This is a genomic window from Seonamhaeicola sp. MEBiC01930, assembly GCF_045277075.1.
Classification (GTDB): Bacteria; Bacteroidota; Bacteroidia; order Flavobacteriales; family Flavobacteriaceae; genus Seonamhaeicola.
Map to the genome: position 1 here is coordinate 230206 of NZ_CP104270.1, position 14528 is coordinate 244733.

The 14528-nt window shown below is 32.5% G+C and carries 17 protein-coding genes; 16 read left to right on the forward strand and 1 reads right to left on the reverse strand.

From position 1 onward, the window contains the following. From N1F78_RS01145 to N1F78_RS01220, 16 genes are all read left to right on the forward strand, one after another. On the forward strand, positions 1 to 621 hold the full coding sequence (locus tag N1F78_RS01145; RefSeq protein ID WP_406684366.1) for a hypothetical protein: 621 nt from the start codon (positions 1 to 3) through the stop codon (positions 619 to 621). Positions 622 to 751: 130 nt separating this feature from the next. Then, complete coding sequence (locus N1F78_RS01150) at positions 752 to 1198, forward strand: DUF4844 domain-containing protein (protein WP_406684367.1); 447 nt, start codon at positions 752 to 754, stop codon at positions 1196 to 1198. Then, complete coding sequence (locus tag N1F78_RS01155) at positions 1198 to 1599, forward strand: hypothetical protein (RefSeq protein WP_406684368.1); 402 nt, start codon at positions 1198 to 1200, stop codon at positions 1597 to 1599. Before N1F78_RS01150 ends, N1F78_RS01155 begins: the two co-directional genes overlap by 1 nt. A 164-nt stretch (positions 1600 to 1763) precedes the next feature. Further along, on the forward strand, positions 1764 to 2225 hold the full coding sequence (locus N1F78_RS01160) for a hypothetical protein (protein ID WP_406684369.1): 462 nt from the start codon (positions 1764 to 1766) through the stop codon (positions 2223 to 2225). Between the two features lie 156 nt (positions 2226 to 2381). Next, positions 2382 to 2813 carry a DUF3997 domain-containing protein gene (locus N1F78_RS01165; protein WP_406684370.1) on the forward strand — a complete coding sequence of 144 codons (432 nt, stop codon included), beginning with the start codon at positions 2382 to 2384 and terminating at the stop codon, positions 2811 to 2813. 154 nt (positions 2814 to 2967) lie between these two features. Further along, on the forward strand, positions 2968 to 3498 hold the full coding sequence (locus N1F78_RS01170) for a DUF3806 domain-containing protein (protein ID WP_406684371.1): 531 nt from the start codon (positions 2968 to 2970) through the stop codon (positions 3496 to 3498). A gap of 153 nt (positions 3499 to 3651) precedes the next feature. Then, entirely contained in the window at positions 3652 to 4317 is a 666-nt protein-coding gene (locus N1F78_RS01175) for a hypothetical protein (protein ID WP_406684372.1), read from the forward strand. Between the two features lie 117 nt (positions 4318 to 4434). After that, positions 4435 to 5460, forward strand: a complete 1026-nt coding sequence (locus N1F78_RS01180) for a hypothetical protein (RefSeq protein ID WP_406684373.1) — start codon at positions 4435 to 4437, stop codon at positions 5458 to 5460. 152 nt (positions 5461 to 5612) lie between these two features. Then, entirely contained in the window at positions 5613 to 6119 is a 507-nt protein-coding gene (locus N1F78_RS01185; protein WP_406684374.1) for an SMI1/KNR4 family protein, read from the forward strand. Between the two features lie 173 nt (positions 6120 to 6292). Next, positions 6293 to 7228, forward strand: coding sequence for a hypothetical protein (locus tag N1F78_RS01190; RefSeq protein ID WP_406684375.1), 936 nt, complete (start codon positions 6293 to 6295; stop codon positions 7226 to 7228). Between the two features lie 164 nt (positions 7229 to 7392). Next, complete coding sequence (locus tag N1F78_RS01195) at positions 7393 to 7872, forward strand: hypothetical protein (RefSeq protein ID WP_406684376.1); 480 nt, start codon at positions 7393 to 7395, stop codon at positions 7870 to 7872. 154 nt (positions 7873 to 8026) lie between these two features. Further along, positions 8027 to 8407 carry a hypothetical protein gene (locus N1F78_RS01200; RefSeq protein ID WP_406684377.1) on the forward strand — a complete coding sequence of 127 codons (381 nt, stop codon included), beginning with the start codon at positions 8027 to 8029 and terminating at the stop codon, positions 8405 to 8407. Positions 8408 to 8576: 169 nt separating this feature from the next. Further along, the gene (locus tag N1F78_RS01205; RefSeq protein WP_406684378.1) at positions 8577 to 9170 is read left to right on the forward strand and encodes a GrpB family protein; all 594 of its coding nucleotides are present in this window, start codon (positions 8577 to 8579) and stop codon (positions 9168 to 9170) included. Between the two features lie 174 nt (positions 9171 to 9344). Beyond that, positions 9345 to 9869 (forward strand): hypothetical protein, encoded by a 525-nt coding sequence (locus N1F78_RS01210; protein WP_406684379.1) that lies wholly within the window; start codon positions 9345 to 9347, stop codon positions 9867 to 9869. Between the two features lie 288 nt (positions 9870 to 10157). Beyond that, positions 10158 to 11159: a serine hydrolase domain-containing protein gene (locus N1F78_RS01215; protein WP_406685700.1), complete on the forward strand. Its 1002-nt coding sequence runs from the start codon at positions 10158 to 10160 to the stop codon at positions 11157 to 11159. 153 nt (positions 11160 to 11312) lie between these two features. Continuing rightward, positions 11313 to 12209 carry a hypothetical protein gene (locus N1F78_RS01220; protein WP_406684380.1) on the forward strand — a complete coding sequence of 299 codons (897 nt, stop codon included), beginning with the start codon at positions 11313 to 11315 and terminating at the stop codon, positions 12207 to 12209. Positions 12210 to 12289: 80 nt separating this feature from the next. Here the strand turns inward: N1F78_RS01220 and N1F78_RS01225 are convergent, their stop codons facing one another. Further along, a complete protein-coding gene (locus N1F78_RS01225; protein ID WP_406684381.1) occupies positions 12290 to 14524 on the reverse strand; it encodes a hypothetical protein in 2235 nt (744 codons plus the stop codon). Positions 14525 to 14528: the final 4 nt, after the last annotated feature.

A 14528-nucleotide genomic window follows, 5' to 3' on the forward strand; every position in this document is an offset into this window, starting at 1 on the left:
ATGAAATACTTTATTGTACTTATATTATTACTTGGAACTCTGTGTTACGGATTAGTGACTGATGCGGAATTCTCTACTTTTCTGAACGCTTCTTTATTGTTTTTAATATTCCTTACTCTTTTTGTTTGGGAATATTCTGTTTTAAACAAAAATTTTGAGTCTGACTTTAAAATTAAAAGTTATGGGAAAAAAATAAATGGATTTTCAATGACAATAGCGTCATTTTGGACAGCCCTTTTAATACTTAATAAATATTACGATAGTTTTATTTTTCTTGTTTTATTTCTTTGGGCGCATTCAATAATTGAATTTACATTTCATTTTATCTACAAAGCAAAAAAACCTTTTACTCTGTTTATTAAGGAAAATGAAATAATATTAAATAAAAGTTGGGCCCAAAAAAGGAATCTGATTGAACTCACTCAAATTCGGTATGACCGATTTAGTAAAAAATTAAAACTGAAGTTTAAATCAAAATCAGAAATATCAATAAATACAACGGATTACAAAACTGAAGATATTCAAAAATTAATGGGAATACTTATAGAAAAATCCGAGCATAATGTTTGCATTCCTCAGAATTATGAACCAAATAAAAAAACAGCTGCTAACAACGTGTAAAAATAATTGCTCGGTCCTGGCCTACTCGGAAAATCCTGCGGATTTTCCTCTGGTTCGTTCCATTTTTGTTAAGTTAGTTGCTTAATCACGCAACTATCCTTACACAAAACCGTTGGCAACAATTTGAGAAATGACGAAACACATTCAAATTTTAGTGTTTTTTTTGACCTTTTCTGCTTGTGGACAAAATGTAACCGAAATGAAAACACCTAAAAATGCGAATGAAAAATTTGCGAAATTTATAGCAAAGAAAAAGTTCGTATCGGAAAATTATTATCCTGGAATTGCGGACGAAAAAATGGGACCAATTTTAACGGAAAAAATAAACCAAGTTGCGTCTGATTTTAAAACTGTTGCCGAATCTGATAAACCGAATGACAAAAAGTATCAGGAAAAAATCGGAATTGGACTTTCAAGGTTTGCGGAAATTTATTTGGACTTGGATACAGAAGACCGAGAAAGAGTTTGTTCATATTTTGAGGAACTAATGGACATTGTCGAATTGGAAAGCTCAAATGGACAATTAAACAAGTTTATGTACGGATTTGACCCAAACGAATTTATTAAAGAAGATTAATGAATTTAATATTAGTAAGAATAAGTGCTTGGTTTGCCTCAATATTCTATTTGATTATGTCTATTGTGAGTTTAGTAATAATGTTAAGCGAAAAAATCGATTATGGAATAACAATAACATTTCTTATGTTTATACTAATGTCAGTAACAGGCTGGAATGCTCGTAAGTTTGGCTCAACAGATTTTAAGGTAAAGAAATACTCAAAAATACTCGGAATTTTGACATTGATATTTGGAATATTTTTTCTTGTATTTACACCAATTATTTTTGCTTCTCAGTTTGGCTTTGGAAAATCTTATGTTGCAATATTAACCTTATTTATTTTGTTTTTACCAGCGATAATCTCTGCTATTGCCATATTATTTGGTCGAACAAAAGAAACTGTAGAAATAGCTGAATAAAAAAAGAAAAACTGTTGCCAACACCGTATATAATTTATTGCTAGTTCTAGCCTACTTACGAAAATCCTCGCGGATTTTCTATTCGGTTTGTATTTGCTAAATTAGGTGCTTAAAACACGCAACAAACCATATACAAATACGTTAGCACCAATAAGAGAATCACAATGGGAATATTTGACTTCATATTAGGAAAGACAATAAAAATAGATGATGAGTTTTTCGGGAAAATGGTTTTTCTTGATGACAAAAAGGAACCGCTTAAAAGCTATTTTGAATGTCGAAGACATTTCAAGCCAACTGATGACATTATTGAAATAGGAATAACCGGAGATGTAAACGGACCGACAAAAATACAAAAGGACTTTTTCCGAAAAATCGAATCTGATTATAATGAAATCGCTTTGTCAATAAAACCAATGATTGAAAATGAATTTCGGAATTGGAAAGAGGATTTTAAAATAGCTGACTTTAAAAAGGAATTTAAAGCTGTTTACTTATTCTTGCCTCGTTGTGAAAATGAGCCAAAAGTTTGGGAAATCGCCTTTGAAAGTGAACACGACTTAAACCATACATTTACTTTGACAATGAATGATTTAAATGCGACTGAAATATTAATAGATGGATAAAAAAATACAGGTGCTAACAAAGTGTAAAAATAATTGCTTGGTTCTTGCCTACTCGGAAAATCCTGCGGATTTTCCTCTGGTTCGTTCCGTTTTTGTTAAGTTAGTCGCTTAATCATGCAACTATCCTTACACGAACCGTTGTGTACAATTTCAAGAATGACCGTAATAATATTAAGAAAAGCGACAAAAATATTAGGAATAGCCATTTTATTGATGTTACAATCGTGCTATTTCGGAGCTGGATTAGTGGAAAAAGATATAACCGCTGATTACTCCTTGTTTGCAAACGGTACAATGGATGAACTATGCATAATTTATCACTCGGACAAATACTCAAACCGACTTATAATTCCCGAAACTGTATTTGCCGTTGGACATAACACAGATTTTATAATTGCAAAAAGTCATCCCAAAAATTCGGACAACGGAATTGACAAAAGCTTGACTTATTACCACATTATCGAAATAGAGAAAAAAAGTACTGAACAAAGCCTCAATCTGACTTTGGAACAATTTGAACAAAAACGCAAAAGACTAAATATTCCAAACGACTTGGACTTTGACATTGTTTATAAAGAATTAGAATAAAAAAACTGTACACAACAACGTATAAAAATAATGCTTAAGTTTAATCTTAAATCAAAAGGTTAGTGCGTATTTGGTCACTCCGATTTTCCTACGGAAAATCCTCGGACACAAAACCGCACTATTCTTATACCAACCGTTGGCAATAATTTGAGAAATGAGAAAACTAATATTAATAATGGGAATTTTTAGTGCACTTTTTGGTGGAAAAGCAAAAGCTCAATCCACAGACGAAAAATATAAACCTGTTCTGAATGACTTAAATACGGAACAAATTGATTTTATAAAAAACAAATCAAAGCAAGCGTCTGAATTTGTTGCGAAATACTCTGATTTCAAAAAAGAGAGTATAATGGAATTTCAGTATTTGGATACATCCATAGAAAATTGGAAAAATGCTGACCAAAAATCACGTGAAAAAACAGAGGATGTAATAGATATGATTGGAGCATTATTCGGACAAACTTTATCTGAAAAACTGAATTTTGAATGGCAACTAATTACTGACCAATATGGAACGGACTTTACCGTAATCGATAAGAAATATTTTGTAAATGGATTCCCTTTCTCTTCTGTTCAAAAGTCGGTTTTAGAATATCGACCAAATGCTTTAAGTGAGATTTATGAATTAATAAAAGAGCAATTAAAAAAAGCCAAAGAAAGCGGAGAAGTTGATGAAAGAAATTAAAAAACTACTGCCAACAATGTATAAAAATAATTGCTACATTAGTGCTTAACTAAAGGAAGTTGCAATTTTGTTACGTCTGATTTTCCTGTGGAAAATCCTCGCACACAAAACCGCAACTATTCTTATACTAGACCGTTGTACACAATTTGAGGAATGAACAAATATGACAAAATTGGCATTGGATTAATTATTATTGGATTTTTGATTCCAATGTTTGTCTTTATGGGATTTATAATCGGACTTCCGATTTTTATTATCGGAATAATCTCTCTACTCTTTGGGACTTTTAAATTAAAACAAAAGCTAATTTGGATTTTAACACCTTTAGTTTTGTTCTATCCTACTTCAAAAGCAGTTTATGAAATATCATTTTACTTCGCTGATATCCAAAAAGTGGATTTAATTTTACCTGAAAACTTTAAAGGAACTGCAATAATTATTGACAATACAGACTTCGGACAAAAGTTTGACAAAAAGAATCATCGAGAACAAATCGTTTTTGATGAAAATGGAATTGCTTTTTACCCAACTGAATTGGAATTACAAAGCTCTCGATTTAGAGTTTTTACCAAGCAAAAAAACGGAGAATTAAAGAGAATCTTATTAAGTTCTATAAGTTCAGACAAAACAACACTTCTCGCTTATGGAGAAAGTAGTTTTGAAAAAACAATCGTATCTGAAAACAAACATATTCCATACGATTTTGTGCGAATTGGAGAGAATTTCTCGGAACAAAGTAATTCGGAAAAAAGATGTGAATTAATTGAACTAATAAAAAAAGGAGAAATAAAAACTGTGTACAACAACGTGTATAATTAATTGCTTTGGAAAGTGCTTATTTGGAAAATTCCTTCGGAATTTTCTCGCGTTCGTTTTTGTTTACTAAATTAGTTGCTTAAACACGCAACTAACCATACACCAACCGTTAGGCAACATATGAAAAAAGCATTCGGAATATTATTTACAATTTGCCTTTGGTTGTTTAGTTGTTCTAAAACAGCAGACAATACAGACCGTAAAAGCGACCTATCCAATTACGACTTTAATGGAAAGATAAAATCTGTAAAATCGGAACTCTTCAATCTAATTATCGAGAAAGACACTTTTAAAATCGGAGAGAAAATAAATTCACCTGCATTTGACCGGAATTCTTTACTAGAATTTAATGAAATCGGAAACCTTACTTCAATAAAAGAGTTTCTTTACAACGGCAAAGTAATAAAAGAAGATATCTATACTTATGATAAAAATGACCTATTAATTAAAAGAAAGGAAATTGATAATTACGGAAAAGGGTCATTTTTAGACTTCGAATTTAAATATGATGCTAAGGATAGTTTGACTAGCGTTTTAATATCCAGCGATGGATTTAAGAGAACTCTAAAAATTGAGCGAGATAACAATAATCGACCAATAAAAAGAGAAACTATTCAAAATGACACAGTTCAATCGACTTACAGTGTAAAATATGACCAAAACGACAATTTGATTTATGAAGGTCAATTTAGATATAAAAACATCCCAATAAAATTAATCGAAAGAAGTTTTAACAGTCAAAACTTGAAAGAAAAGGAAAAGATTATCGAATATAGAACTTGGGATACTATCAGAGTAGAAAACGAATATCTTTATAACAACAACAATCAATTAGTTGTTGAGAAATTCAACGTAGAAAACGACTCAACTTTTGATGAAACAAAAAACAAATATCACGAAAACGGAAAACTAAAGGAATCAATTATAGTAATGGGAGAAAATGAATTCGCCATTACTGAAAGAAATCTATACAATGAAAATGGTGATTTAACTCAAAAAACAGTTAAGACCAATGACGGAAAAACTAATGACATTTGGAGTTATGATTTTAAACATGATTCAGAAAATAATTGGATAGAAAAAATTGAATTTAAAAACAATAAACCGTTGAGAATTGTAAAACGGACAATTGAATATTATAAATAAAATACGTTGCCTAACAAAGTGTAAAAATAATTGCTTGGGGTTGGTAAGTGCCAATCGGAATATTCTCCGAATATTCCTCACGCTGTGCCTTTTTGCTAAATTAGTACTTTAAGCAACTATCCTTACACGAACCGTTGTGGTTAATTAAAAAAATGGAAAGTCTACTAAAACAAATATCAGAAAAAGCAATCGAGTTAGCTGATTTTGAGTTTTCTCAAGGGCAGACTGAAAATAAATGGTTAGGGACTAAACCATGTTCAGAAACTGAAATAAAACTGACTGAAGAAAGACTCGGAATTGAATTACCAACGGACTTTAAAGAATTTCTATTAATTACAAACGGATTTTTCGCACCAAATGATTTTGAGCCGACTTTCGAGCCGATTAATAAAATTGATTTTCTAAAAAATATTGACAGTTATGTCATAGAAGCATACAGCATTGACGGAATTGAAAATATTGGAAAACAGCTTGAAAAGAGTATTATTGTTGGTGGAATAAATCAAGAGCAATACTTTCTACTAGTTCCTCCAAACTCGACGAGTGACAAATGGAAATACTGGAAATTTGCAAATTGGTATCCTGGTGAACACGAATTTGACAATTTAAAAAGTTATTTCAAAAGTGCTTTGGAGGTTATAAATGAAGAAAGTAAATAGTAAAAAACTAACCACAACATTGTATAAAAATAATGCTTAAGTTTAATCCTAAATCAAAAGGTTAGTGCGTATTTGGTCACTCCGATTTTCCTGCGGAAAATCCTCGGACACAAAACCGCACTATTCTTATACGTAACCGTTATGCACAATTTGTCAAAACCTATATTTAGTATATGAACAAAAACTTAATATTCTTAATAGCAATATTTTATATAATAAATCCTAATGAGATTTTTGGACAGTTTATAACAGCAAAAGACTATAATATCAATGGAAAAGTAAAGAAAGTAACTTATGATTCATACCAAACTGACAAAGACTTTTTTAAAATTAAAAAAGGATGGGAAGAAACTGAAAAATTAGACAAGACAATCGAATTTAATGAAGTTGGAAAAATAACAAAAATCATATACAAAGATTTAAATAATAAAGTTATTAGAACTGATAAATTTGATTATTCAAAACAGGTTCTAATTAAATCTATAACCAAATATGAGATTATTAAATACTCTTATGACAACCAAAAAAGATTAGAAACCCAAAAAATATTTGACCGAACCCCAGAAAGTATTAGTGCTTCTAATATTGATGAAATTGAAGGCAAAGAAAAACTCTTCGTACAGTTTGAATATGACTTAAAAGGGAGATTAAAAAAGAAGATTGAGACTAACAAAAAGAAAAACACCAATTTGACAACATCCTTTTTTTACAGTGATAAGAACTTAATTCTTAAAGAGGAGACAGTTTACAATGATGGATTCAAAGAATGGTATAAATATCAATATGACTCGAATGGAAAAGTAATAAATAAAAAATGGTATGACAATGAAGAAGGCATATTAGAAAACTTGACCAATCAATATGAAGATAATAATCTTTTAACTTCTACGTGGGAAAATTATGCAGATGGTGAACTTGAAGGGAAAATAGTCTATAGATATGAAAATGGAAATGAAGTTGAGATTACTGAATTTGATTTGCTTGAAAACACTCAAATAAAATGGGTCTATAATTACGAATATGACTCTATGAAAAATTGGATAAAAAAAACAGCCCACACATTTAAAAATGAGTATTTTTTAGTGGAAAGAAAAATAGAATATTATTAAAAAAACAGTGCACAACACGGTGTATAATTAATTGCTTGGAGTGTCTAAGTGCTAATCGGAAAATTCTCCGAATTTTCCTCAGGTTCGTTCCTTTTTGCTAACTTTATTATCAACGCAACAAACCATACACCAACCGTTGTGCATAATATTGAAAACGCATTCGAGTGAAATTAATAATTGGAATAATAATAGTTTTAATAGGTGTCTTCATAGTTCTCAAAAAGAGAAATATTGAAAAAACTAAATCCTATAAATGGAATCTTGAAAATAAGAATCTAAAAACTGATTTTACCAATATTTTAAGTAAAAACCCCAATCTTGAATACTTAATAGTTGAATTTGACTCTTACTATATTCAATACAAAGGATTTATAAAAAGCAAAGAATTTTACTCTGAAATAGTAAGTAACGAGTTTTTGGACAAAAAAAATCAGTATTCTGAGAATCAAAAAAATGGAATATTCAGTTTGGGATTTTTAGAACCGCAAAAAAAAGATTCGGACGGAAATATAAGTCCTAACTACTCAAAATGGTACGGAGCTAAATCAAAAAATGAAATTGACTTGATTTTTAATGAGTTGATTAAAATTTTGGAATCAATTTATGGGTTAAAAAAAGGAACTGAAATCAAATTGAGATGGTAAAAATACTATGCACAACAATGTATAACCGCAATTACGGCGGATTCGACTACGTCCGAATCCACTCGGAATTGCTAACGTCAGTGCCAAACCGAAAATTAACGCATATTAACCCGTAACTGACGGTTATACGAGACCGTTGTATGCAATTTGAGAAATGGACAGTCGAACTATAGAAATAACAAAGCGATTTCAAGATTCTTGGGAAACAACTCAACGAATATTTGACTTGTTTGATAACAGTGGATTTGAAAAATTAAAACCAGTTAAGAAATTCATTGCGGAATTAAAAGAAAAAGGAGAAAACAATCATTTCCGAATTGGAACATCATTGTATCGACTAATTATTTCGCGTTCTATTGAACATGGACTTCGTGACGACCAAAAAAGAATTATGATTGACACTATTGCTTTGAACGACTACGAAATAATATTTAGTGACGGATTCAAAAAATACCGTCAATATCGAATCTCTAATTTGAATGATAATCGACTGACTAAAATATTGGAAACCCTAAAAGAAACTTTAGCGGACTGAAATAAAAACTGCATACAACAACGGCTATAATTCATTGCTTGAGGTTGGTATGTGCCAATCGGAATATTCTCCGAATATTCCTCACTCTGTGCCTTTTTGCTAACTTAGTACTTTAAACAACTACTCATAGCCGAAAACGTTGTGCGCAAGCTGAAAAAATCAAGATACAATGAAAAAGACATTATATGATTTAACCAAAGAAGATTGGAATACACTTTTTCCTATTGAATTGGTTGACCATAATCCCCAATGGAAGGTTATATATGAAAATGAAAAAAAACGAATAATTGACAAGATAGGAACTAAAACAATCTTGCGAATTGAACACTTTGGGAGTTCTTCTATTCCTAGCGTTAAATCAAAACCATATATTGATTTAATGATAGAAATACCACAAGAAAAATTATTTAACGAAAATCTAATCGCGGATTTTACGGAATTAGGTTACGTTCATTTTGTGATTCCGGCCCGAGAAAATATTGAGGCATATTCAAATTTCGGAAAAGGATACAATGTTGATGGAACAAAAGAGCAGATTTTTCACATTCATATGTGTCCAAAGGATAACGTGATGTGGAAACAAATTGACTTTCGAGACTATCTGAATTCAAACCTTGAAAGAGCTAAACAGTATGAAAAGCTAAAACTTGAATTAGCCTCTAAATTTAAAAACGATAGAGGTTCATATGTACTTGGAAAAACGGATTTTGTAAAAGAAACATTAGAGTTAATAGAAAAAAAGCCAGCGCACAACAATGTATAACCGCAATTACGGCGGATTCGACTACGTCCAATCCACTCGGAATTGCTAACAACAGTTCTAAACCGAATAACATTAACTTTTAACCCGTAACGGACGGTTATACGAACCGTTGTAAAACATTTCGAGAAACTGATTAACCAAATTGACATACCTAAATCAAAGCAAACTGAAAAGTTGATTTTTAAGCAATGGATTCTTGAACAAATTGTTGAATATTTTCTTTATGGAATGTTTGTTATTGCTTTTCCATTTATTACAATAATGGAGTTTAATTCGGATTTGACCAAAAATGAACCGATTGGAATTTCGCTAATCTTATTGACTTTATCATTAACGTTTAGTTCTCTACTCATCTACTCTATTCTGAATTTAAATACGCTGAAACGAATCAATGGTTTATCCAGAGGACAAAACACCGCTTTAATAAAAAAAATTGCAGAGAAGAATAATTGGAATATTTATTCAAGCAACCAACAAATGACAATTCTAAATTTGAATTGGAAAGAATCTGGCGGATTTGATTGGGGAAAACAATTGACAATAATTTATGATGGAACTGACATACTTGTAAATTGCATATCGTTCGGACTTCACTCAAGTCCTTCACCTTTTCATTGGTTTGCGAATAAAAGAAAAATAAATAAACTGAAAACGGAATTTGAAAACGGAATAAAAAACGTTTTACAACAAAGTGTATAATTAATTGCTTTGGCAAGCGCTCATTTGGAAAATTCCTTCGGAATTTTCTCTCGTTCGTTTTTGTTTGCTAAATTAGTTGCTTAAACACGCCACAAATCATACACAAAACCGTTCAGGTCATAAAAACAACCAATGATAAAAAGCAAAGCAATCAACATAATTTTTATTTTACTTATACTATTTTCCTGCAAGGAAATAAAAAATGAAACGGACCATAAACCCGTTGCGGAAAAAAGTAATCTTCTAACGGAGACGACCAATCCAGTTATTGAGTCGTTTATAAATAAAATGATTAATGAAGAGCATTTCAAAGGCGTTGTACTTGTTGCGAAGAACGACAAGGTAATTCATACAAAAGGATATGGACTCGCTCAAGATTCGATTAGAAATACAATTGACACTAAATTTCACGTAGCATCAATTACCAAACAGTTTACCGCAACAGCAATAATGCAACTGACGGAAAAAAATAAATTAAACCTGCAAGAATCTATAAATGTTTATCTACCTGAACATTATCGCTCTGACAAATGGAAAAATGTAACTATTCATCATCTTTTAACTCACACAAGTGGTATTGAAGACTATGCTGTTACAAGAGATTACTACGAAGTGGAAAAAGGGTTTTGCTTGGGCAATACTGTTGACGGAATGATTAAGGAAGCAATGACCAAAGAACTAAATTTTCCTTCAGGTTCAAAATTCGAATACTCTAACATTGGTTTTACCTTACTTGGGCAAATCATTGAAAATACAACTGGAAAGCCTTTTTCTATTTACCTAAAAGAAAATGTACTTCTACCACAAGAAATGTATTCTTCATTTATTCATACACCTGATTATTCGATATCAAGTGATGAGGCCGCTGGATATAGATGGAGTGATGAGTTAGGAAAACACGTTTTGGATGATGTTGTGAGCCTTCCAGTTACACAAGCCGATGGAAATTTGGTAACAACATTAAACGATTTCTACAAATGGACTGATATTTATGTTAAACCTCAAAATAAAATCCTAAAAGATGACTCTCTAAAAAAGATGCTAACACCTTTTAGTAAAGATGATGAATTAGGGCCTGATGATTTATCTCAAATGTATGGTTATGGAATAAGTTTGAATGAAGGTACAATTTGCCATTCAGGTTACATTGTAGGGTTTAGAAGTCATTTTATCGTGAATCCGATAAAAGACATACGAATATTTGTTTTTAGTAACAATGTTTCCGATAACCCTCGAAATGTTTCAACTGGAATTTATAAGATATTAAATAATACAAATAACGACCTGTAACAACGTGTATAATTAATTGCGGCCGAATTTCCTCTCGGAAATTCAATCTTATTAATTATCTTTCGGTTACGGCGCGAAAATGACTCGCGTCCTTTCCCGCAACTAATCATACACAAACACGTTGTGTGTAATTAAAACATCCTTGAGAACTAAATGATTTTATCGAAAAACGCCCTTCTGAAAGCAAGAGATTTCATTTTGACAAATGCGAGAATGATAGAAAGACGTTTATTTGAATTTCATTTTGCAAACGGAGATATGAATGGTGTTTTTCACGCCGTTTATGCTTATCGAAATCCCGATGGCGGATTTGGACACGGAATGGAACCAGATACCGCATCTCCAGAAAGTCAACCTCTGTTTAGCATTATGGCACTTGAAACACTTGATGAAGTTGGATATCTGACCAAGGAAATTATTCTAAATGATTTTATGCCCTATTTTGAAAGTGTCACTACTGAGAAAGGAGGAATTCCCTGGATGTTTAGGCCAAAAAGTGATTACCCATGTGAAGGACATTTCAAAACAGTTAAAGAGTGGGCAGCTTTAAGCACTACTGCACCTTTACTTGGAACATTGGAAAAGTACAAGATAAATATTCCTTGGATGAAAAAAGCAGAAGAGTTTGTTTGGAGCGAATTTGAGCGAATTAAAGACAAACACGTTTTTTGTTATTTATGTGTGCCAAGGTGGTTAACTTTTTTAAAGCATACGAAAAGTCAAGACAAGGCAATAAAAACAATCAATGACTTAAATAACTGGATATCGAATAATGGAATTATTTGTGAAGACAAATCCGATGAAGGTTGGGGACTTTATGGAAAACCGCATCGTTTAAATTATGCCCCATCACCTGACAGTATTTTAAATTCACTATTTACCAAAGAAAATCTCAACAAGGACATAGAGTCTTTAATTAGTAAACAAAAAGAAGATGGGCGATGGGATACTTGGTATGGTATCAGTGAGGGAACAAAATTAGAGTGGGCAGGAATACAGACTTTATGGGTTTTGAAGACATTGAAAAATTACGAAAGAATAGAGAAATAAAAACTATACACAACAATGGCTATAATTCATTGTGGTTTTGTGCCACAACATAAAAAGCCTGATACAATAGTATTTAGCTTTTATTCTATACATTTCAATTTATCTATAAAGAATTCTTTATAATCTATAGTAGTAATTTCTTTAAAACCTTCAGTTGCTTTAATCTCTATTGATTTAATAGGTGAGTTTTTAAGAATAGACATTTGCTCTTTAGACAAGCCTCCTTTGAATTCAAAATCACTACAATTAGTTCCATATGTATGATAAAAGGTGACTATCTTATTATTTTCTAATTGTATTTTAACATATGATTTTTTATTAGAAAAACCACTTACACATCCTAAGCTTAAATTAGAGCTAAAAAAAACATCAATCTTTCCTCCCTTTTTATATAGTTCTGCTGTAAAACCTTTAGCTAATGCATACTTTTTAGTTAATATAACCTTTTGTTGTGATATGTAATCAAACTCATTCATTGCATAATGACAGGCTCTTCTAAATTTTTGTCTCTCTAATGCTTTTATATCAAACTTCTTTTCATCATTTACCTCCTCTTTTTCCAAAGCAGCCAAACGTTTTCGTTTTTCTTCTTCAGCTTTAGCAATAGCTTCAAGTCTTTGTTGCTCTTTTAATATCGCCTCTCGTTTTTTAGCCTCCTTCACTAACCGCAGCTTTTCTAATCGAGCGGCTTCTTTTACCCGTACTATAGAATCTAATCGGCGTTGTTCTTGGATTGCGGCTGCTTGTTGTTTGGCAATTGCTTCTAACCGCAGCTTTTCTAATCGAGCGGCTTCTTTTACCTGTGCTATAGAATCTAGTCGGCGTTGTTTTTGGATTGCGGCTGCTTGTTGTCTAGCAATTGCTTCTAACCGCAGCTTTTCTAATCGAGCGGCTTCTTTTACTTGAGCTATAGAATCTAATCGGCGTTGTTCTTGTTTTGCGGCTGCTTGTTGTCTAGCAGCTTCTTCTAACCGGAGCTTTTCTAATCGAGCGGCTTCTTTTACTTGTGCTATAGAATCTAATCGGCGTTGTTCTTGTTTTGCGGCTGCGTGTTGTCTAGCAGCTTCTTCTAACCGGAGCTTTTCTAATCGAGCGGCTTCTTTTACTTGTGCTATAGAATCTAATCGGCGTTGTTCTTGGATTGCGGCTGCGTGTTGTCTAGCAACTTCTTCTAACCAGAGCTTTTCTAATCGAGCGGCTTCTTTTACTTGAGCTATAGAATCTAATCGGCGTTGTTCTTTTATTGCGGCTGCTTGTTGTCTAGCAGCTTCTTCTAACCGGAGCTTTTCTAATCGAGCGGCTTCTTTTACTTGTGCTATAGAATCTAATCGGCGTTGTTCTTGTTTTGCGGCTGCTCGTTGTCTAGCAACTTCTTCTAACCGGAGCTTTTCTAATCGAGCGGCTTCTTTTACTTGTGCTATAGAATCTAATCGGCGTTGTTCTTGTTTTGCGGCTGCGTGTTGTCTAGCAGCTTCTTCTAACCGGAGCTTTTCTAATCGAGCGGCTTCTTTTACTTGTGCTATAGAATCTAATCGGCGTTGTTCTTGTTTTGCGGCTGCTCGTTGTCTAGCAACTTCTTCTAACCGGAGCTTTTCTAATCGAGCGGCTTCTTTTACTTGTGCTATAGAATCTAATCGGCGTTGTTCTTTTATTGCGGCTGCTTGTTGTCTAGCAACTTCTTCTAACCGGAGCTTTTCTAATCGAGCGGCTTCTTTTACTTGTGCTATAGAATCTAATCGGCGTTGTTCTTGTTTTGCGGCTGCTCGTTGTCTAGTAACTTCTTCTAACCGCAGCTTTTCTAATCGAGCGGCTTCTTTTACTTGAGCTATAGAATCTAATCGGCGTTGTTCTTTTATTGCGGCTGCTTGTTGTCTAGCAACTTCTTCTAACCGGAGCTTTTCTAATCGAGCGGCTTCTTTTACCCGTACTATAGAATCTAATCGGCGTTGTTCTTGGATTGCGGCTGCTTGTTGTCTAGCAACTTCTTCTAACCGGAGCTTTTCTAATCGAGCGGCTTCTTTTACCTGTGCTATAGAATCTAATCGGCGTTGTTCTGCTTTTTGCTTTTCAATTGCTTCCTTATTAACAATTTCATAAATCCGACGTTTCCTTTCCTCTTCTTCTAGCCTTCTTCTCTCTCGCTCCTTTTCTTGGTAATCATAATATAAATCATCTAGAGCATCATTTACAACCAAATCATCAATTACAACCAGGCCTTCGTTATCTTTAAATTGAATTTTATAATTATCGTTGCCTAAATACTCAACAACAATACATTTTTGACCCTCTCTAAAGTCAACAATTGGTTCAATCAATTCA

What these genes read in the sequence shown, in the direction of transcription:
- N1F78_RS01145 (WP_406684366.1), top strand. Translation starts at nt 1, where the DNA reads ATGAAATACTTTATTGTACTTATATTATTACTTGGAACTCTGTGTTAC.
- N1F78_RS01150 (WP_406684367.1), top strand. Translation starts at nt 752, where the DNA reads ATGACGAAACACATTCAAATTTTAGTGTTTTTTTTGACCTTTTCTGCT.
- N1F78_RS01155 (WP_406684368.1), top strand. Translation starts at nt 1,198, where the DNA reads ATGAATTTAATATTAGTAAGAATAAGTGCTTGGTTTGCCTCAATATTC.
- N1F78_RS01160 (WP_406684369.1), top strand. Translation starts at nt 1,764, where the DNA reads ATGGGAATATTTGACTTCATATTAGGAAAGACAATAAAAATAGATGAT.
- N1F78_RS01165 (WP_406684370.1), top strand. Translation starts at nt 2,382, where the DNA reads ATGACCGTAATAATATTAAGAAAAGCGACAAAAATATTAGGAATAGCC.
- N1F78_RS01170 (WP_406684371.1), top strand. Translation starts at nt 2,968, where the DNA reads ATGAGAAAACTAATATTAATAATGGGAATTTTTAGTGCACTTTTTGGT.
- N1F78_RS01175 (WP_406684372.1), top strand. Translation starts at nt 3,652, where the DNA reads ATGAACAAATATGACAAAATTGGCATTGGATTAATTATTATTGGATTT.
- N1F78_RS01180 (WP_406684373.1), top strand. Translation starts at nt 4,435, where the DNA reads ATGAAAAAAGCATTCGGAATATTATTTACAATTTGCCTTTGGTTGTTT.
- N1F78_RS01185 (WP_406684374.1), top strand. Translation starts at nt 5,613, where the DNA reads ATGGAAAGTCTACTAAAACAAATATCAGAAAAAGCAATCGAGTTAGCT.
- N1F78_RS01190 (WP_406684375.1), top strand. Translation starts at nt 6,293, where the DNA reads ATGAACAAAAACTTAATATTCTTAATAGCAATATTTTATATAATAAAT.
- N1F78_RS01200 (WP_406684377.1), top strand. Translation starts at nt 8,027, where the DNA reads ATGGACAGTCGAACTATAGAAATAACAAAGCGATTTCAAGATTCTTGG.
- N1F78_RS01205 (WP_406684378.1), top strand. Translation starts at nt 8,577, where the DNA reads ATGAAAAAGACATTATATGATTTAACCAAAGAAGATTGGAATACACTT.
- N1F78_RS01215 (WP_406685700.1), top strand. Translation starts at nt 10,158, where the DNA reads ATGATTAATGAAGAGCATTTCAAAGGCGTTGTACTTGTTGCGAAGAAC.
- N1F78_RS01220 (WP_406684380.1), top strand. Translation starts at nt 11,313, where the DNA reads ATGATTTTATCGAAAAACGCCCTTCTGAAAGCAAGAGATTTCATTTTG.